At 63.0% G+C, this 16854-nt stretch carries 17 protein-coding genes; 6 read left to right on the top strand and 11 right to left on the bottom strand.

Features of this window, described 5'->3' with window-relative positions; genetic code table 11:
• Nucleotides 1-8 precede the first annotated feature (8 nt).
• The 3 genes from NCT05_RS33790 (at nt 9) to NCT05_RS33780 (ending at nt 2449) form a co-directional block, all read left to right on the top strand.
• Nucleotides 9-992 (top strand): PAAR-like domain-containing protein, encoded by a 984-nt coding sequence (locus NCT05_RS33790; protein WP_250504365.1) that lies wholly within the window; start codon nt 9-11, stop codon nt 990-992.
• 9 nt (nt 993-1001) lie between these two features.
• Complete coding sequence (locus NCT05_RS33785) at nt 1002-1529, top strand: hypothetical protein (RefSeq protein ID WP_250457687.1); 528 nt, start codon at nt 1002-1004, stop codon at nt 1527-1529.
• A 254-nt stretch (nt 1530-1783) separates the two neighbouring features.
• Nucleotides 1784-2449 (top strand): type VI immunity family protein, encoded by a 666-nt coding sequence (locus tag NCT05_RS33780; RefSeq protein ID WP_250504364.1) that lies wholly within the window; start codon nt 1784-1786, stop codon nt 2447-2449.
• Nucleotides 2450-2459: 10 nt separating this feature from the next.
• Here the strand turns inward: NCT05_RS33780 and flhC are convergent, their stop codons facing one another.
• From flhC to NCT05_RS33760, 4 genes are all read right to left on the bottom strand, one after another.
• Entirely contained in the window at nt 2460-3029 is a 570-nt protein-coding gene (flhC, locus tag NCT05_RS33775) for a flagellar transcriptional regulator FlhC (protein WP_250504363.1), read from the bottom strand.
• Nucleotides 3026-3343 carry a flagellar transcriptional regulator FlhD gene (gene flhD, locus NCT05_RS33770; RefSeq protein WP_250437747.1) on the bottom strand — a complete coding sequence of 106 codons (318 nt, stop codon included), beginning with the start codon at nt 3341-3343 and terminating at the stop codon, nt 3026-3028. The genes flhC and flhD overlap by 4 nt, the downstream gene beginning before the upstream one ends.
• A gap of 193 nt (nt 3344-3536) precedes the next feature.
• The gene (locus NCT05_RS33765; protein ID WP_250504362.1) at nt 3537-5897 is read right to left on the bottom strand and encodes a putative bifunctional diguanylate cyclase/phosphodiesterase; all 2361 of its coding nucleotides are present in this window, start codon (nt 5895-5897) and stop codon (nt 3537-3539) included.
• A gap of 195 nt (nt 5898-6092) precedes the next feature.
• On the bottom strand, nt 6093-7028 hold the full coding sequence (locus NCT05_RS33760) for a cation diffusion facilitator family transporter (protein WP_033535665.1): 936 nt from the start codon (nt 7026-7028) through the stop codon (nt 6093-6095).
• A gap of 195 nt (nt 7029-7223) precedes the next feature.
• Between NCT05_RS33760 and NCT05_RS33755 the strand changes: the two genes are divergently transcribed.
• The gene (locus tag NCT05_RS33755; protein WP_250442119.1) at nt 7224-7547 is read left to right on the top strand and encodes a DUF4148 domain-containing protein; all 324 of its coding nucleotides are present in this window, start codon (nt 7224-7226) and stop codon (nt 7545-7547) included.
• A gap of 93 nt (nt 7548-7640) precedes the next feature.
• Entirely contained in the window at nt 7641-9212 is a 1572-nt protein-coding gene (locus NCT05_RS33750; protein WP_008345391.1) for a S53 family peptidase, read from the top strand.
• A 52-nt stretch (nt 9213-9264) separates the two neighbouring features.
• Here the strand turns inward: NCT05_RS33750 and NCT05_RS33745 are convergent, their stop codons facing one another.
• From NCT05_RS33745 to NCT05_RS33720, 6 genes are all read right to left on the bottom strand, one after another.
• Complete coding sequence (locus tag NCT05_RS33745) at nt 9265-9657, bottom strand: hypothetical protein (RefSeq protein ID WP_033535664.1); 393 nt, start codon at nt 9655-9657, stop codon at nt 9265-9267.
• A 65-nt stretch (nt 9658-9722) separates the two neighbouring features.
• Nucleotides 9723-10391: an RraA family protein gene (locus NCT05_RS33740; RefSeq protein WP_008345394.1), complete on the bottom strand. Its 669-nt coding sequence runs from the start codon at nt 10389-10391 to the stop codon at nt 9723-9725.
• Nucleotides 10388-11428 carry an amidohydrolase family protein gene (locus NCT05_RS33735; protein WP_250504361.1) on the bottom strand — a complete coding sequence of 347 codons (1041 nt, stop codon included), beginning with the start codon at nt 11426-11428 and terminating at the stop codon, nt 10388-10390. The genes NCT05_RS33740 and NCT05_RS33735 overlap by 4 nt, the downstream gene beginning before the upstream one ends.
• Nucleotides 11425-12771: an MFS transporter gene (locus NCT05_RS33730; protein WP_250504360.1), complete on the bottom strand. Its 1347-nt coding sequence runs from the start codon at nt 12769-12771 to the stop codon at nt 11425-11427. Before NCT05_RS33730 ends, NCT05_RS33735 begins: the two co-directional genes overlap by 4 nt.
• A gap of 186 nt (nt 12772-12957) precedes the next feature.
• Complete coding sequence (locus tag NCT05_RS33725; protein ID WP_175982437.1) at nt 12958-13857, bottom strand: LysR family transcriptional regulator; 900 nt, start codon at nt 13855-13857, stop codon at nt 12958-12960.
• 234 nt (nt 13858-14091) lie between these two features.
• Nucleotides 14092-15000, bottom strand: coding sequence for a LysR family transcriptional regulator (locus NCT05_RS33720; RefSeq protein WP_008345399.1), 909 nt, complete (start codon nt 14998-15000; stop codon nt 14092-14094).
• Nucleotides 15001-15103: 103 nt separating this feature from the next.
• Between NCT05_RS33720 and NCT05_RS33715 the strand changes: the two genes are divergently transcribed.
• Nucleotides 15104-15910 carry a phytanoyl-CoA dioxygenase family protein gene (locus NCT05_RS33715; protein ID WP_250504359.1) on the top strand — a complete coding sequence of 269 codons (807 nt, stop codon included), beginning with the start codon at nt 15104-15106 and terminating at the stop codon, nt 15908-15910.
• A gap of 34 nt (nt 15911-15944) precedes the next feature.
• Here NCT05_RS33715 and NCT05_RS33710 read toward each other — a convergent pair whose 3' ends face one another.
• Nucleotides 15945-16832, bottom strand: a complete 888-nt coding sequence (locus tag NCT05_RS33710) for a LysR family transcriptional regulator (RefSeq protein ID WP_250504358.1) — start codon at nt 16830-16832, stop codon at nt 15945-15947.
• Nucleotides 16833-16854 lie beyond the last annotated feature (22 nt).

The following is a 16854-nucleotide window of genomic DNA, read 5'->3' as shown; positions in this document are numbered from 1 at the left end:
GACGCGCCATGACCAGCGTTGGAATCCATCCTCCGAAGACGCCTGTCACCAAGGGCAGTTCCGGCACTGCTCGGGCCACGCTCCCGAACATGTGCAAGATGCCGGGGCCGCCCGCTCCGTTCGTTCCGGCTGCGTTGCCCAATACCGCCAAATCGGGGGATTCGCCGGACGGCTATTCGACGAGCGTCAAGATCGAGGGCGACGAGGTGGCTATCCGGGGCGCGATGTTCAACAGCTTCGGCGACATGGCCAGCAAGGGCACGGGCGGCGGTCTGCTTTCGAGCAACACGCACGGGCCGGCCAGATTCATCACGCCGGGTTCGATGACGGTGAAAATCGAGGGCAAGAGCGTTCATCTTCTCGCCGAGCCGATGCTCAACAACTGCGGCCCGAACGGTTCTCCGCCCAATACCGGCGCGACGATGACAGGCGTGAAGCAGAAAAGATCGAAACGTCCGCCGGCGACTCAGGTCGGACCGGATTGCGGGAAAAAGAAGAAAAAGAAAAAGCGCAAATGGGACGATTGCATGTGCGGTCAGGTCTGCGAGATGGTCAAGGCCTACAACCAGTCGAAGAGCAAGAAGGCGAGGCTGAGCGATAGTCCCAGCAATCCCGGTTCCGACCACTACGATGCGTATCAGGCGAGCCTCAAGCAATTCGCGAAGGACTTCGCCGACGCAGTGACCGCGGCCGCCGGCAATCCCGATCATCCGGCCATCAAGCGCATGTTTTACAGTCCGAAGAACGTGAGGCCGCCGGACTGTCAGCACGAAAAATGGAAGCAGGCGGGAGGATTGGCGGACCCCGCTCGCAGCGGCCGGGGCGCGATGAATCCGGATCACATGCACCCGGCTTCTCTTAGCGGGCCACTCACCAGCGCCAATATGCGATGGGCCGACGCCCGCGTGAATTACACGGTCGGCGGCAGCATGAACCGGCTCAAACCCGCCCCCAAGCGCATGAAAGCGCATCCCTCTTGTAACTGTGATTAAGGAGGTCGCGTGAACACCCAACAGATGCAAGACCTGCTGCAGAAGCTGAGTGATACCAAGTTCAAGCTCAACGGCTACTTCAGCGACGATCCCGTGCGGCCTCAACTGCGCCCGCCGGCGAGCGGAGGCGACCTCGCGGCGCTCGATGCCTTTCTGCAAGCGCGCAACCTCGTCATGCCGGCGAGTTATCGATTGTTTCTGTCCACGAGCGATGGCGTATCCAGCTTGATGAATGATGAATTGTCACTGCTTTCGGCGCTCGAGGTCGCGCGCGACGACCACGGTCTCCTTCCGGAAATGGTCGACGAGTACCCGGCGTGCAGCCAGTTCGTCATCGGTGCGGGGAACACGCCGGAGTGCGTTTCGTTCGACGTGGACACTTCGCCCTCTAAGCATGGCTACGAGGTTGTGTGGATTTCCAGCATCGGGGAGCAATGGCGTCACGATAACTTCGAGGCTTTCCTGAAGGGCTATCTTTCAGTGCTGGAGCGTCGTGTTGCCGCTCAGCAGAAAGACCGGAAAAACCTCAAACCCTGACCGGGAAGTCCGACGCGATGGCAAACCCCATCCTCGAATTCACGGATGATCCTTCGTCGCCCATGCCGCTGGTCGAATTGAAACAGCATCTCGTGTTCTATGTGCCCGATCCGCCCGGTCCGGTCACGGCGAGACGCGTGTATGACGCGTACCTTCGCGCGGTCGGCGATGTCTTCAGGAACTACAGGTCGACCGTTTCGTGGGCGAGGCTCGAAGCGTGGGATGCGGCGGCGCGCATTCGCTTCGAAACCGTCTTGCTTCCCGAACTGCGCAAGACGGTGCATTGGGGCTATGGGTTTTCGGACGCAAAGCCCGTCGATTCGCGGGTCTTCATGTTTCACGGCTTTCGGCCTTTTACGGAACCCGAAATGGCGAGCTTCTTTCGCTTCGAATTCGATTGGCAAGTCGATGCCGCATTCCTCCGTTCACTCGCACTCGACATGATGTCGATGTTTCCGGTTTGCTCGGGCTATGGCGGTTATCTGCTGCAGGGACGTCCATCTTCGAAATACGAAGAAGTTTCGTTCGAGCGCATCTATGCTTTGGCGCGCCGATACTGGGGCTGCGATGTGGAGGAGATCGAACTGAGCGCCAGGGAACTCAAGCGAGGCTACAAGTGCTTGAGTTGGCTGACGGTCATCGGCGAACCTTTTCGAACGCAATTTCAAAAGGAATTAGCGCAGGCGAAGCTTGCTGCTTTCGATTTCGTCGATGGGCCTTTCGCGACGCTTTTGCAGGTGTCGGACAGCCCGACGCTCGGCGACCGCAACGTTCAAGCGGATCTGAAACCGTATTTCGATGTCGCACGTGCGTTGTTGCCGATGCAGATCAAGAGCCACGAACCGTTCTGGAGCACTCGATGGGAAGGCGGCCAGACCATGGCGTGGCTACAGCGCTTCACACATGGATGGCAGACCTGAGTTCATCCACTCACGCCGCCAGCGAACCGCACTCGGCCTTGCTGCTCGCAGCCTTCTTCGTCCGCCCCGCGCGTGACGGCGGCTGACACGCGCCGCACACGAAATGCGCCTGAAGATCGTGCCTGTGCGCGACGAACTTGCCCTTGCAGCGGCGGCATGGCGTCTGCTGCAGCATGTCCGCTTCGAAGAAGCGCACCAGTGTCCATGCACGCGTCAGGCTCAGGACGACTTCGAGCCGGTTCTGCCCGCAGTGCTCGACATACAGTCGATAAGCCTTGGTCAATGCATCGAGACGCGAACAGCGTGTCTGCTCCTTGAGAAACAGATAGATGTTGTAGAAGAGCGATGAATGGATGTTGGGCATCCACGTCATGTACCAGTCCGCCGAGAACGGCAGCATGCCCTTGGGCGGCGGCATGCCCTTCAATTCCCGATACAGACGGATCATGCGGTCGCGCGATAACGTCAACTCGGTTTCGAGCAACTGCATGCGAGCGCCCAGTTCGATGAGAGCAATCGCGCGATAGACTTCCTGCGCGTCGTCGCTGACGCTTTTGCGAAGCGTGGTTTCCATGCTCATGCGAACTGTTCCGCCGGCTGTCCGGCCAGCAGGATGGCGGCGTGAGTGGCGCCGACGTCGACGTGCGTGGCCGGTTGCGTCAATGCGGACAGCAACGAATGATCGTTGAAGCGGAACGCGCACAACAACTGGTTCGAACTGCAAAGCTTGATTGTTTGCGCGGGCGTGAGACTGGCCAGAATCATGGCGATTTCCGGCGAAAGCCCGAGCCGGAACATGGCGACGGACTTGTCCTCGAGCAACATGCGTTGTGCAAGGATCACGTACGACAGATTGATCTCGCGGATCGAGTCAAGCGATTCACTGCTATTCATGGTTTCCCGCTCTTCGGAAAAACCCCGTGGTTCATGCCGGCATTCTTGCCGTGCAATTTTCTTGTGCGTCGTTTGCGACTCGATCGACGTTCGCGATCATCTTGATACAAACGTTACATTTAGTCACAACTTCGGCGTAAGGTTAGGGTTCACCGAAAGGAAAAGCAAGCGCGCGAATTTCGCGGTTCCTTTCCTAATCTATCAATGCGGACGGCGTGGCGATCGGGAGCCCGAGCACGTCGTCGGGGGCGACCGGCCGGCTCAGCAGGAAGCCTTGCACGAAGTCACATTGCGCATGCCTGAGCAATTCCAGTTGCGCTGTTTCCTCGACGCCTTCAGCCGTCACGCTCAGGCCCAGCGTGTGACACATCTGGATGATGCCGCACACGATGCTGCGCGTTGCCTGATCCGATTCCATCCGCGTGATGAAGGAGCGGTCGATCTTCACGCAGTCCGGTGCGAAATCAGCCAGATAGCGCAGACTCGAATAGCCGGTGCCGAAGTCGTCGATGGCGATGCGCACGCCCAGCTTCTTCAACGCACCGAGCGTGCGCTGTGCAAGGCTCGGGTCGTCCATCAGCGCGCTCTCGGTGAGTTCGAGTTGCAGCGTCGAGGCGGGCAGGGCATGGCGGCGCAAGGCTTCGTCGACGACATCGACGATGGTCGCGTCGCGCAACTGTCGCGCCGACACGTTCACCGAAACGCCGAGCGCGCGCGCGCCGGCCTGCCGCCATAGCGCGAGCTGACGCAGGGCGTCGTCCATCACCCATGCGCCGACTTCGGCGATGAAGCCGCTCTCTTCGAGAATGGGAATGAAGACGCCCGGCGAGACGAGCCCGCGCTCCGGATGCCGCCAGCGAATGAGCGCTTCGACGCTGCGGACCTCGCGCGTGTGCGGCTCGTGGATCGCCTGGTAGTGAAGCTGAAACTCCTTCTTGGCGAGCGCCGCGGGCAGGTCGCGCTCGAGTTCGAAATCGACGATGCGTTCGCTCGAATCCTTGTCGGCGAAACGGTAGCCGTTGCGTCCGGCTTTCTTGGCCGCATACATCGCGATATCGGCGCTCGTCAGAAGCGTCTCGCGATTCGCCCCGTTTTCGGGAAAGACCGATATGCCGATCGACGCCGTGATCGTGCCGGCGCGGTGTGCCTGATCCGCCTGCACGAGCGCATCGAGCGTGGCGCGCGCGATCTCGGCGAGCGGGTCCTTGTGCTTCGCGCCGTCGATCAGCACGGCGAATTCGTCGCCGCCGAGACGTGCGAGAAATGCATCGGCCGGCAACGCGGCCCGGATGACCCTGCTCAGCGATTTGAGCAGCCGGTCCGCCGCCGTGTGACCGAGCGTGTCGTTGAGCACCTTGAAACGGTCCAGGTCGATGAACATCAACGCGAAGGGCGCCTGCTTGCGGCATCGCTCGTCGATCCTGCACATGAGCGCGGCGCGATTCGCGAGACCGGTCAGCGAATCCGTGAAGGCGAGGCGGTCGAGTTCGGCGAGGCGGTCCTGCTCCGCCGTGACATCCTCGCTGATGCCGACGATGCGCGCCACATTGCCCGCGCTGTCCAGAACGGGCGATCCGGTGCTTTGAATCCAGCGCACATTGCCGTCCAGACGGCGGATGCGGTATAGCGCCTTCTGGCTGACTTTCGATTCGGCGATCCGGCGCATCGCGGCCGTGAGTTGCGGCAGGTCTTCCTGCAGCACGAGCGCCATCCAGGCCTGGGGCGACTCGCGAAACGTTTGCGCATCCAGGCCGAAGACGGCTGCGCATCCCGCGCTGATGTGATGAAAGCCCGTGAAATCGGCGTTATAGGAATAGAAGCAAAGGCCGACGTGCGCCTCCATCTCCGACATCAGCGTCTCTCTGGCGCAGAGCGCGGCGGCGAGTTCCGCCTGCTGCGTCATGTCCTGCGAGGCGCAAATCACGCCTTCCACGCCGCCGTCGCCGTTCTCTATCGGAATGAGGCGCGAATGCCAGGTCTTGGGCGCGCCCGACGTGGTCGGGCAACTGCCTCGGAATGTCGCGCGTGCGCCGCTCATGGCGGCATGAAACGCATCGTGCGCGGCGGTCGCGTCTTCACCGGACCAGAAGCCGAGCCAGTTCGAACCGGCGAGTTGTTCGGGCGCGCTCGCTTCCATGAGTTCGGCGCCATATTCGGAAATGCGGACCATGCGGCCATCGGCGTCGAGCAGTTTCAGGCATTCGCGATTGGCGTCGAGAAGCGCTTTTGCGAGCGCGGTCGTGGCGTTCGCGCGCGCGGCGCTCCGGCGTGCAAGACGCAAAAAGAACGCGAACGCGATCGCGCCCGAGACGACGCCCGCGCAGGAAGCCGCACCTTCGGACACGAACGACAGTGCGAGGTAGCAGAGCGCGCCGACGCCCAGGCCCGCGAGGCCGATCTGCGTGAGAACGGGCCAGGAGAGCGTCGCGCGGTCGCTCCGCGTGGACAGAAAGAAAGCGAGAAATTCCTGATTTCGCGCGGTCTTGTGCCCCTGTCGCGAGCGATCGCCGCTGGCGACGGTGCTGGACGATCCGGATTGGGGAGACTGGGACATTACGTTGATGACGCGGGCTCTCGATGAACGGGCAGCGGGCTCGGCGTTGCTTTTAGCGAAGATCACGCCTTGTTTACGTCAGCCGGATTCAGGAGCTTTAGGCGCCCGGAAGCCGGCGGGCGTCGGCCGACGCGCCGACGCGGTAATTTTGTCCAGCCGATGCCGCGTGCGCCGCGCCACGACGAACCGATGCAATCACTTGTGGCCGGCGGTGGATGCCGTGCCGAGCACGCGGTCGTCCAGACGATCGTCGACGATGCCCGCCGGTTCGACGTGCGCCGTGACGTCCGATGCCTGAAAGAGCCGCTGCACGGCTCTTTCCGCGTCATCGGCGATGGCGTGGCCCTGCGCGACGGTCAGCTCGCCGGCCACTTCGAGATGGAACTCGACGAATACGCGATCGCCGCCGTTTCGCGTGCGGATGTCGTGCACGCCTTGCACGCCTTCGACCGCCGTCACGGCCGCCGCGATGCGCGCGCGTTCGGGATCGTCCAGTTCGCGATCGAGCAGTTGCACGAGCGCAGCCACCGCCATGCCGCGCGCGTTCCACAGCATGTAGAGCGAGATGCACAGCGCGCCGATTGCGTCGGCGCGTGGCCAGTCGAGCAAGTGATCGAGCAGCAGGGCGACGAGCACGGCGATATTCACGGCGATATCGGTCGCATAGTGCGCGCGGTCGGCGGCGATGGCGGTCGATCCCGTGCGCTTCACGACCCACGTCTGCATCAGCACGAGTCCGATGGCCGCAAGCGTACTCACGACGATGACCGCGATCCCGAAGTCTGTCTGATTCAACGGTTCGGGATTCACGACGCGCTGCCCCGATTCGATGCCGAGTCCGACAGCCACGCCCGTGAGCAGCAGCGCCTGCACGAACGCCGCCACCGCTTCGGCCTTGCCGTGACCGTAGCGGTGCCCCTCGTCGACCGGGCGCAGGGCATAGCGCACACCCATGAACGTCACCGAAGACGCGACGACATCGACGAGGCCATCGGCTGCGGCGGTGAGCAGCGAAATCGATCCGGTCGCGAACCAGGCCCACACCTTCAACACGACGAGCACCAGCGCGAACACCAGCGCGACGATCGACGCCATGCGACGAAGCGCCTCGTCAGTGTTTCGTTGTGACATCGTTAGCTCCTTGCAGCTTTTCGCGCAGCATTATTCTGACGCGATTCTACGGACGATTCGCGAAGGCGTTGCCCTTCGCGCGCATCGCGTTCATATCGCGCAACGAAGAATGCGATTTTTTCCATCGGTGATCGTCTTTCATCTGCGGACGAGCACGTCCGCGTCACGGACTTTCGCATCACCAAGGAGATCATCATGAAACCGATTTTGATGGCGCTCGCGGCGGCGTCCGCGCTTGCGCTGCCGATTGCCGCGCTCGCGCAGACGGACGCGGCGCTCACGCGCGCCCAGGTGCGCGCCGAGCTCGAGCAACTGGAGCAGGCCGGCTACTACCCGGGCAGAGGCGAGGATCCCGGCTATCCGGCGGCGATCCAGGCAGCGGAGGCGCGCGTATCGAGCCGGAACGACGCGACTGGCTATGGCGGCGCGATGTCGGGCGCGTCGGCGACGGGCGCTCGCGCCGTCATGCGCCCGGCATCAGCGCAGGAGATGAAGCAGATCTATTTCGGCGGTCAATAAGCGCGTATCGCACGGCATCCGATGCCCGCCCGCCGCCCGCGAGGCATCGAAAACGCAACCCACGACGGCGGCGTTTCTCAGGAGTGTTCAGACATGGCAAACCATCCGCTCAACGGAAGCGAACGCGAGTGTTTAAAGGACGCGCAGCCCATCGGCAAGGCAGACCCGAACGAACGTCTGGAGGTCACCATGCTCGTTCGACGGCGCTCGCACGATGCGTTCGAGAAGCACATCAGCGCGCTCGCGGCGCAAGGCGCGTCGGCGAAGCATATCGATCACGACGAGTTCACGAAGCATTTCGGCGCGGACAGCGCGGACCTGGCGGCGGTCCATGCGTTCGCGCAAAAGCACGGACTGTCGGTCGTCGAGAGTCACGAGGCGCGGCGCGCGGTCGTGCTCTCCGGCACGGTCGCGCAGTTCGACGCGGCCTTCGGCGTGAGCCTGCAACAGTACGAACATGACGGCGGCACCTATCGCGGCCGCACGGGACCGATCCATCTGCCCGATGAACTGAACGGCGTCGTCGATGCCGTCATGGGTCTCGACAACCGTCCGCAGGCGCGGCCCAGCTTCCGGACCCGCGCGCAGGGCAACGTGCGCTGGACAGCGCGCGCAGCGGGCGCGTCGACGTTCACGCCCGTGCAACTCGCGTCGCTCTATGACTTCCCGCAAGGCGACGGCCAGAATCAATGCATCGGGATCATCGAGCTGGGCGGCGGCTACCGTCCCGCGGATCTCAAGACGTATTTCGCGTCGCTGAATATGAAGGCGCCGTCCGTGACCGCGGTTTCGGTCGATCACGGACGCAATCATCCGACCGGCGATCCGAACGGTCCCGATGGCGAAGTGATGCTCGATATCGAAGTCGCGGGCGCGGTCGCGCCGGGCGCGAAGATCGTCGTCTATTTCGCGCCCAACACCGACGCGGGTTTTATCGACGCCATCGGCACCGCGATTCATGACACGAAGAACAAGCCGTCGGTGATTTCGATCAGCTGGGGCGGTCCGGAATCGGCATGGACGCAGCAGGCGATGAACGCGTTCGATCAGGCGTTTCAGTCGGCGGCGGCGCTCGGCGTGACGATTTGCGCGGCATCCGGCGACAACGGTTCCGGCGACGGCGTGGGCGATGGCGCGGATCACGTCGATTTCCCGGCGTCCAGTCCGTATGCGCTGGGCTGCGGCGGCACGTCGCTGCAGGCGAGCGGCAACGGAATCGCTAGCGAGACCGTATGGAACGACGGCGCCAACGGCGGCGCGACCGGCGGCGGCGTGAGCTCGTTCTTCGCGCTGCCCGCGTGGCAGGAAGGGCTGCGGGTCACGCGCGCGGGCGGCGCACACAGTCCGCTCGCGATGCGCGGCGTGCCCGATGTCGCCGGCAATGCCGATCCCGTGACCGGCTACGAAGTGCGCGTCGACGGTCACGACATGGTGATCGGCGGAACGAGCGCGGTCGCGCCGCTATGGGCCGGACTGATCGCGCGCATCAACGCGATCAAGGGCGCGCCGGTGGGGTATATCAATCCGCATCTCTACAAGGACCCGCTGGCGCTCGTCGACATCACAAAGGGCAATAACGACGATTTCCACGCGACAGCCGGATGGGACGCCTGCACCGGCCTCGGACGGCCCGATGGCAAGAAGGTGAAGGATGCGGTGAGTTGAGGCTGAAATGCGTGCTCGCGCGAAACGGACGTTCCTGCGCGAGCGCGCATTGTCACGGCGAGACGTCTTCGATCAGATCCGCGCGCACCGCGCGAATCCTGCGATCGACGAAGTAGCCGCCGCCTTCCGTGTAGCGCAGATACAGCCGCCCGCAGGACGAGCATTCCCAGACGCCGCAGCGGTTATACGGAAAGAAGCGCGGCGCGATGGGCGCATCGGCGGACCAGTAGTTCGTCTTGCCGGGCAGATATTCGGCGAAGGTCGGCTCCGGATCGTGCTCCGGTAACAGCGTGCCGATCTCGCGGAACTGCGATTCGTCGAGCGACAGCGGCTGCGATTGCCAGCCGTCGAGCGGCGTTTTCGTGCACGCGCAGGGTTGCGGCGCGCGGGCTTGCGCGCGTCGCGCGAGGTCGATGAGCGCGGCGGCGTCGAGAAAGTCGGGCATGGCGGTCGATAGTCGATGAAGCGAACGCGCCATCATGCGCGCGTTCGCGGCGGTTCGGCAAGGCGTCAGCCGTTCATCATGCGGTCGCGTTGAACCGCGACCCACGCACGATCGAAACGGCCTTCCGCGATCGACTCGAGCGCCGCCGCTTCCTTCGCCGCCTGCTTGCGCGCGCCTTCGATCACCGCTTCGACGTCGGCGGGCGCGATGGCGAGCACGCCGTCTTCATCGCCGACGACGATATCACCCGGATTCACCACCATCCCGCCGACCGTTACCGGCACGTTGATCTCGCCCGGCCCGTTCTTGTACGGCCCACGATGCGTGACGCCGCGCGCGTACACGGGAAAGTCGCGCTGGCCGAGCGCGCCGACATCGCGGATCGCGCCGTCGATGACGAGACCCTGCACGCCGATGCTCTGCGCGAAGCTCGCCATGATGTCGCCCATGAGCGCCTGCGTGAGCTCGCCGGCGCCGTCGATGACGAGCACGTCGCCGGGGCGGCAGTAGTCGAACGCGCGATGGATCGCGAGATTGTCGCCGCCGCGCGTGCGTACCGTGACGGCCGTGCCGGCCATCGGCTTCGGACGATGATAGGGACGCAGTCCGGTCGTGCCGCTCACGCGGGCCATGTTGTCGCTCAGAAGCGATACCGCCAGCTCGCGCAACGCGGCGAGCGTCGCGGGGCTCGCCTGAGCCGCGGATTCGTATTCACGCCATCCGGCCGGATTCATGCGGTCGCTCCTTCGTTCGATGGTTGCCGTTCCAGTTGCGCGGAAAGCCGTCCGTACACCGCGCGCGCGTTGTCCTCGAAAATGCGCTGGCGATCCGCGTCGCTGAGCCATTCGATCGCGTCGATATAACGGCGCGTGTCGTCGAAGTAATGACCCGTTTCGGGATCGATGCCCTGCACCGCGCCGATCGTCTCCGACGCGAACAGGATGTTCTTCGCCGGAATCACCTTTGCGAGCAGCTCGGCGCCCGGCTGATGGTAGACGCAGGTATCGAAGAACACGTTGTTCAGCAGATATTCGGTGAGCAGCGGCCGCTTCATGTCCTGCGCGAGTCCGCGATATCGTCCCCAGTGATACGGCACCGCGCCGCCGCCGTGCGGAATGACGAACTTGAGCGTCGGGAAATCCGCGAACAGATCGCCTTGGAGCAATTGCATGAACGCCGATGTATCGCCGTTGATGTAATGCGCGCCGGTCGCATGGAAGTTCGGATTGCACGACGACGAAACGTGGATCATCGCGGGCACGTCGAGCTCGACCATCGCTTCGTAGAGCGGATACCACGAGCGGTCGGTGAGCGGCAGCCCGGACCAGTGCCCGCCCGAAGGGTCGGGATTCAGATTGCAGCCGATGAAACCCAGCTCGTCCACGCAGCGGCGCAGTTCGGCGATGCAATTCTCGGGCGCCACGCCCGGCGCTTGCGGCAACTGACAGACGCCGACGAAATTACGCGGAAACAGTTCGACGACGCGATGCACGAGGTCGTTGCATGCTTCCGACCAGACCGCGTTGGCCTCCGCCGTCGCCAGATGATGGCCCATGCCGGCGGCGCGCGGCGAGAAGATCGTGAGATCGGTGCCGCGCTCGCGCTGGATGCGAAGCTGGCCGTTCTCGATGCTTTCGCGGATTTCATCGTCGGAGATGGCGGGGCGCGGCGGCGCCGATGCGCCGTCCTTCAGCGCGGCGATCTGCTGCGCGCGCCATGCTTCGTGCTGCGGCGGCGAGGTCGTGTAGTGACCGTGACAATCGATGATCATGCGTGGTTTTCCTGTCGTTGTGCGCCCGCTTCGTGCGAATCGGATGCGGGCAGCGAAGTGTCTTCGTCGTCGGCGGGCTTCACGCGCATGACGAGCGCGATGATCGTCGCGAAGACGAGGAACGCCGCGATCGTCAGCAACGCGAGCTTGAAGTTGCCCGTCGCGTTGCGCACGAGCCCGATGCTCCACGGCCCGACGAGGCCGCCGAACTGCGCGATCGTGTTGATGAGCGCGATGGTCGCCGCGCCCGCCGCGCCGGTCCTGAACGACGAGGCGAGGCTCCAGAACAGCGGATTGCCTGCGTAGATGAAGAGGCCGGTCACGCACAGCAGCGCATAGGCGACGACCGGATTCGGCGCATACGCGCTGCCCGCGATCGCGAGTGCGCTCATGCCGTAGACGAACGCGAGATGCTTCTTGCGGTCGCCCGTGCGGTCCGAACTGCGGCTGATGATGAACGTGCCGAGCACGCCGAGAAGCGGCGGCGCGGCGGAAAGAAAGCCGACTTCGATGTTGCTCAGATGACCGAGACTCTTGACGATCTGCGGCAGCCACAGAAAGAGCCCGTAGATGCCGACGAGCGCGCAGCCGAAGAGACACGCGAGGCTCCATACGCGGACATCGCCCGCCACGCGCAGCAGCGGGAAGTGCGCGTTGCCGCCGACCGCTTCGCGCTCTGCCGCGAGCGTCGTTTCGAGCCAGCGCTTTTCGTCGTCGGCGAGCCAGTCGGCGTCGGCGGGGCGCTCCGTCATGATGCGCAGCGTGAGCAGGCCGAGCAGCATCGCCGGAATGCCTTCGAGGATGAACATCCATTGCCATCCCTGCAGGCCGAGGATGCCGTTCGCGTAGGTCATCAGCGCGGTCGAGATCGGGCCGCCGAGCACGGCGGAAAACGATCCCGCGATGATGTAGCCGCCGACCGCGCGCGCCCGATAGCGCTCGGGGAACCACTTCGTCAGATAGACCGCGACGCCCGGAAGGAAACCCGCTTCCATGACGCCGAGCAGAAAGCGCAGCACGTAGAAGCTCTTGTCGTCGAATACGAACGCGGTGACGGCCGCGACCGCGCCCCACGTGAGCAGGATGCGCGCGATCCAGCGGCGCGCGCCCACGCGATGCAGCAGCAGATTGCTCGGCACCTCGAGCACCATGTAGCCGACGAAGAAGATGCTGCCTGCGAAGCCGAACACGGCGGGGCTGAAGCCGAGCGCCTTGTTCATGTCGAGCGCGGCAAAGCCGATGTTGATGCGATCGAGGTAGTTGAAGAACATCATCGCGAAGAGCAGGGGCATGAGCCGCCCGTATACCTTTCGCATCGTTGCTGCTTCGTTGAATGGGGCCATGCCGTCTCCACGTTCTTTTTCATCGGATCGCGAGGCTCTGCGGCCTCGCTTTACAAACGGCCTGCGCCGCTCGTCTGTCCGTTCGGCTGCGCGTAAGGCATGCCGGCCCAGGACATGAAAATCGATGATAAGTAGCGCGCCGGCCCGCGTCCAAGACGCGTTCCTTATGCTTCTATAAGCGTTCTCTTATAGTGCGGCGCCGGTCAGCGGCGGAGGAAGGCATGCGAGAAAGGCACGCAGATGCGCCGAATCGTCGTCCGTGCGGAATGTGGCGGCGAGCGTCGACCAGCGCGACGCACCCGGGCCTGAGAGCTGACGGAACACGACGTCGGTGCGTCCATGCCGCGCCACCGATTCGCCGACGAAGGTCACGCCGAGCCCCGCCGCGACGAGCGCGATCGCCGTCTGGATTTCGTAAGCCTGATGAGCGATGAAAGGCGTGACGCCCGCATCGCGATACAAGGACTGCACGGTGCGCTTGAACTGCGCGTTCTGATGCTTCGGATACACGATGAGCGGCGTATCTTCGAGTTCGGCGATACGCACCTTCTTCCTGCCCGCCAGCGGATGATCCGGCGACAGCACGGCCACCACATGTTCACGCAGCAGCGGATACGACGTGCAACCGGGGATGTCGAGCGGCTGACGTCCGATCCCGACATGAATGCGCAGGTCGCGCAGTGCATCGGTCTGTTCTTCGGTCAGCATCTCGAAGAGCTTGAGCTCGACTTCCGGATACGAGTGATGGAACGCCTTCAGCGCGGGCGGCAGGATGCTGTACATCGCGGACCGCGTGAACCCGATCGACAGCCAGCCGCGCCGCCCGATGCCGATTTCCTGCGCGCCCAGACTGGCTTGTTCCCACGAGCCGAGAATCTGACGCGCTTCGGTGCAGAGATAGTGGCCCGCCTCGGTGAGCCGCAGCGGGCGTCTCGCGCGATCGACGAGTTGCGTGCCGAGCCGCTCTTCCAGCAGCCGGATCTGCTGGCTCAACGCCGGTTGCGCGATATGCAGCCGCTCGGCCGCGCGGCTGAAGTTCAGTTCCTCCGCGAGAATGACGAAGCACTGTAAGGACCTGAAATTCATGTCGACCTTCTTGGAGACGATGGCGAACGTTGCAAACGTATGAGTGCGCGCCGATGCAGGCGGTGTGCTGGATGACGTCGGGCGAAGCGATCACCGAATCTTGCCGAATGCGTGGCGATCGAGCAATCGCATCAGCGTCGCATAGGGTGGCCGCAAAGCAGAGCAGGTTCGCCGACATTTTCCCTTTTTCAAAACCAACCTGTTCATCGCCATTGACGCCGTACCGCTTCGCGCTTACTCGACCTTCGCTTTTCGCGGGTAGTGCGCGGCTATCTCGCGCGCTAGTTGAACAAAAGAGCCTAGCGCGGGGGGCGGACCGGGTTCCTTCCACGCGAGGTAGAGTTCGCTTTTCGCGTGCTGTTCGCGCAGAGGACGATAGACGACGTTGTCCATGTGCGTTCGTTGAACTGACGCCGGTACGAGCGTCACGCCAAACCCGGCGCTTACGAGGCCAAGCGAAGCGTAGATCTGCCCCATTTCAAAGCTCGTGGATGGGGAAAATCCGGCAAGCGCGCACAACTGGTTGATGGTGGCGTGATAGTCCGGCGCGACATCTTTCCGGTAATTGATGACGCGCAACTGCCTGCAGTCCTTGATGGAAATCCGCCGTTTTGCTGCGAGTGGGTTGTCCTTGGCGATAGCAACGTAAAACGGCTCCTGAAGCAACAAGACGCTGTTCAGTCGCGTATCAGGCGGCAAAGAGCGGACGAACGCCAGATCGATGTCCCCTCGGTCGAGCGCATTGATCTGTTCCGCGGAGGAAAACCATCGAAGCTCGACTGTCACCGCGGGATAACGCTGCTGAAATTCGCGCAAGAGCGGCGGCAGCAGCGTATACGCGATGTGCTCGAAGAACCCCACCGCCACCCGGCCGACTTCCCCTCGTGCCGCGCGTTGCGAATCCACGATCGCGGAGTTCGTTTCCATCAGGATTCGCTTGGCCCGTTCTTCGAAGACCTGGCCCGCCGACGAAAGAAACACTCGTTTGCCCCGTCGCTCAAAAAGCGCTACGCCGAGTTCTTCTTCCAGATCGCGTATCTGCCGGCTCAACGGCGGCTGCGCCATGTGCAGTTCATCCGCCGCTTTCGTGAAGTTGAGTGTGCGTGCCACCACCAGAAAGTAGCGTAGATGACGCAGTTCCATGTGGAACCTCTGAGGTATCGATACGCAACTTATTATATCTTTTACATTGGACGTGACCGGTCTTACGATCGTGACATTGCGCCGACAAGTCAGGAGACCCCTCATGAAACTTACCGCGTCACAGTTGGAAGCATACGAGCGCGATGGATTCGTTGTTCTGCCGGAGCTTTTCTCAGAAGAAGAAATTGCGCATATGAAGAGCGAGTTGCGCCGAATCCAGAAGATTGACACCGACCATCTTGTCCGGGAAAAAACGGGCGGCATTGCAAAAACCATCTACAAGGTTCACGAGACAGAAAGTCCGACGGCATCGGCGGTTTTTCACGCCGCAGTGCGCTCTCCCAGATTGCTCGGGCCGGCACAACAACTGATCGACGATGACCAGCTCTACGTCTATCACACGAAGTGCAATTTGAAGACGGCAATCGACGGTTCCGTCTGGCAATGGCATCAAGACTTCGGCACCTGGCATATCGACGGCGTGAAAGAGCCGCGGATGACAACTGCCTTGGTCATGCTCGACCAGCCGACCGAAATGGGCGGATGTCTCTACTTCATCCCGGGGAGCCACAAACTGGGTTCGCTCGATCCGACGTTCGACGAGGCAACCGGTTATCGCTTCTACGTGGTACCGAAGCCGACCATGCTCGATATTTTGTCGAGCCATCCCAAGGCCGTGCCTATCATCGGCCGCCCGGGAACAGTCGTGTTTTTCGACGCGAACATTGTGCATGCTTCGGGTCATAACCTGTCCGGTGACGATCGATGGCAGGCCTATATCGTCTACAACCAGGTGAAGAACAAGCCTGAAGAAGTAGAGCAGCCGCGACCGGATTATGTGCGCTCGACCAATTTCGCTCCGCTCGAGGCCGGTTCAGACGAGATTCTCGACAGCGTTCGGATCGGTTGAACTTGCGCGGCGTCGCTTGCCTGGCGCAAGACGGTCATGCGGATGGCCAATGTTCGACGAGATAGTCGGCGAAGATCCGGATTTTCGGCGACGACAATTTCACGCGTTCAAACAGCACGTGGACCGGCGTTGCGGGCGGTGCGTACATCTCCAGGACGGGCCGCAAGCGACCCGACTGGACGTGCTCCGCGACCTGCCATGCGGGCGCGCGCACGATCCCGGCACCTTGAATCGACGCCAGTACCAGCGCGTCCAGGCTATTCATCCACAGACGGCCCGTTACGCTGACGCGCGTGCGCATCGCACGCGACTCGAAGCGCCAGTCAACGGCCCCAGGTGCGTCTGAAAAGACGAGGCAGTCGTGCTTGCGCAGATCGCCGGGAGTATGAGGCGTGCCGCGATGCGCGAGGTACGCGGGCGCTGCGCAGGTCACCATCTGAATGTCGCCGAGCTTGCGCGCGACGAGGCTCGAATCCGGCAGACGCCCGATGCGCACGGCGAGATGCAGACCCTCGTCGACCAGATTGACCGCACGATCGACGAGCAGGAGATCAACAGCCACGTCCGGATGAAGCTCGAGAAAGCGCGGCAAAAGTGGCGCGATCACCAGCCGGCCGAGCAGGTTCGGCGCGCTGAGCCGTAGGCGGCCAGAGAGCTTGCCACGCCCCGCCGACATCGCACTGCCGAGTTCATCCACTTCGCCAAGGATTGCCTTCGCGCGGTCGTACAGGATGCGACCTTCGTCGGTCATCGCGAGATGGCGTGTGGTGCGTCGAAGCAGTTGCGCGCCGAAATGCTCTTCCAGCGCCGAAATGTGCCTGCTGACCGAAGTTAGCGACATCGGAATCGCGCGCGCGGCGGCCGACAAACTACCGGCATCGACGACCCGCACGTAGACGTTCATTGCTTCGAGGCGGTCCATGATTCGGCTCTTCCGTATTCAG

It is taken from the genome of Caballeronia sp. AZ7_KS35, assembly GCF_023631045.1.
GTDB classification, from domain to species: domain Bacteria; phylum Pseudomonadota; class Gammaproteobacteria; order Burkholderiales; family Burkholderiaceae; genus Caballeronia; species Caballeronia zhejiangensis.
The sequence above is the reverse complement of the archived record's forward strand: the minus strand, read 5'-3'. Positions and strand labels throughout refer to the sequence as shown.

What these genes read in the sequence shown, in the direction of transcription:
- NCT05_RS33790 (WP_250504365.1), top strand. Translation starts at nt 9, where the DNA reads ATGACCAGCGTTGGAATCCATCCTCCGAAGACGCCTGTCACCAAGGGC.
- flhC (WP_250504363.1), bottom strand. Translation starts at nt 3,029, where the DNA reads ATGAGCATGGAAACCACGCTTCGCAAAAGCGTCAGCGACGACGCGCAG.
- flhD (WP_250437747.1), bottom strand. Translation starts at nt 3,343, where the DNA reads ATGAATAGCAGTGAATCGCTTGACTCGATCCGCGAGATCAATCTGTCG.
- NCT05_RS33765 (WP_250504362.1), bottom strand. Translation starts at nt 5,897, where the DNA reads ATGTCCCAGTCTCCCCAATCCGGATCGTCCAGCACCGTCGCCAGCGGC.
- NCT05_RS33760 (WP_033535665.1), bottom strand. Translation starts at nt 7,028, where the DNA reads ATGTCACAACGAAACACTGACGAGGCGCTTCGTCGCATGGCGTCGATC.
- NCT05_RS33755 (WP_250442119.1), top strand. Translation starts at nt 7,224, where the DNA reads ATGAAACCGATTTTGATGGCGCTCGCGGCGGCGTCCGCGCTTGCGCTG.
- NCT05_RS33750 (WP_008345391.1), top strand. Translation starts at nt 7,641, where the DNA reads ATGGCAAACCATCCGCTCAACGGAAGCGAACGCGAGTGTTTAAAGGAC.
- NCT05_RS33745 (WP_033535664.1), bottom strand. Translation starts at nt 9,657, where the DNA reads ATGCCCGACTTTCTCGACGCCGCCGCGCTCATCGACCTCGCGCGACGC.
- NCT05_RS33740 (WP_008345394.1), bottom strand. Translation starts at nt 10,391, where the DNA reads ATGAATCCGGCCGGATGGCGTGAATACGAATCCGCGGCTCAGGCGAGC.
- NCT05_RS33735 (WP_250504361.1), bottom strand. Translation starts at nt 11,428, where the DNA reads ATGATCATCGATTGTCACGGTCACTACACGACCTCGCCGCCGCAGCAC.
- NCT05_RS33730 (WP_250504360.1), bottom strand. Translation starts at nt 12,771, where the DNA reads ATGGCCCCATTCAACGAAGCAGCAACGATGCGAAAGGTATACGGGCGG.
- NCT05_RS33725 (WP_175982437.1), bottom strand. Translation starts at nt 13,857, where the DNA reads ATGAATTTCAGGTCCTTACAGTGCTTCGTCATTCTCGCGGAGGAACTG.
- NCT05_RS33720 (WP_008345399.1), bottom strand. Translation starts at nt 15,000, where the DNA reads ATGGAACTGCGTCATCTACGCTACTTTCTGGTGGTGGCACGCACACTC.
- NCT05_RS33715 (WP_250504359.1), top strand. Translation starts at nt 15,104, where the DNA reads ATGAAACTTACCGCGTCACAGTTGGAAGCATACGAGCGCGATGGATTC.
- NCT05_RS33710 (WP_250504358.1), bottom strand. Translation starts at nt 16,832, where the DNA reads ATGGACCGCCTCGAAGCAATGAACGTCTACGTGCGGGTCGTCGATGCC.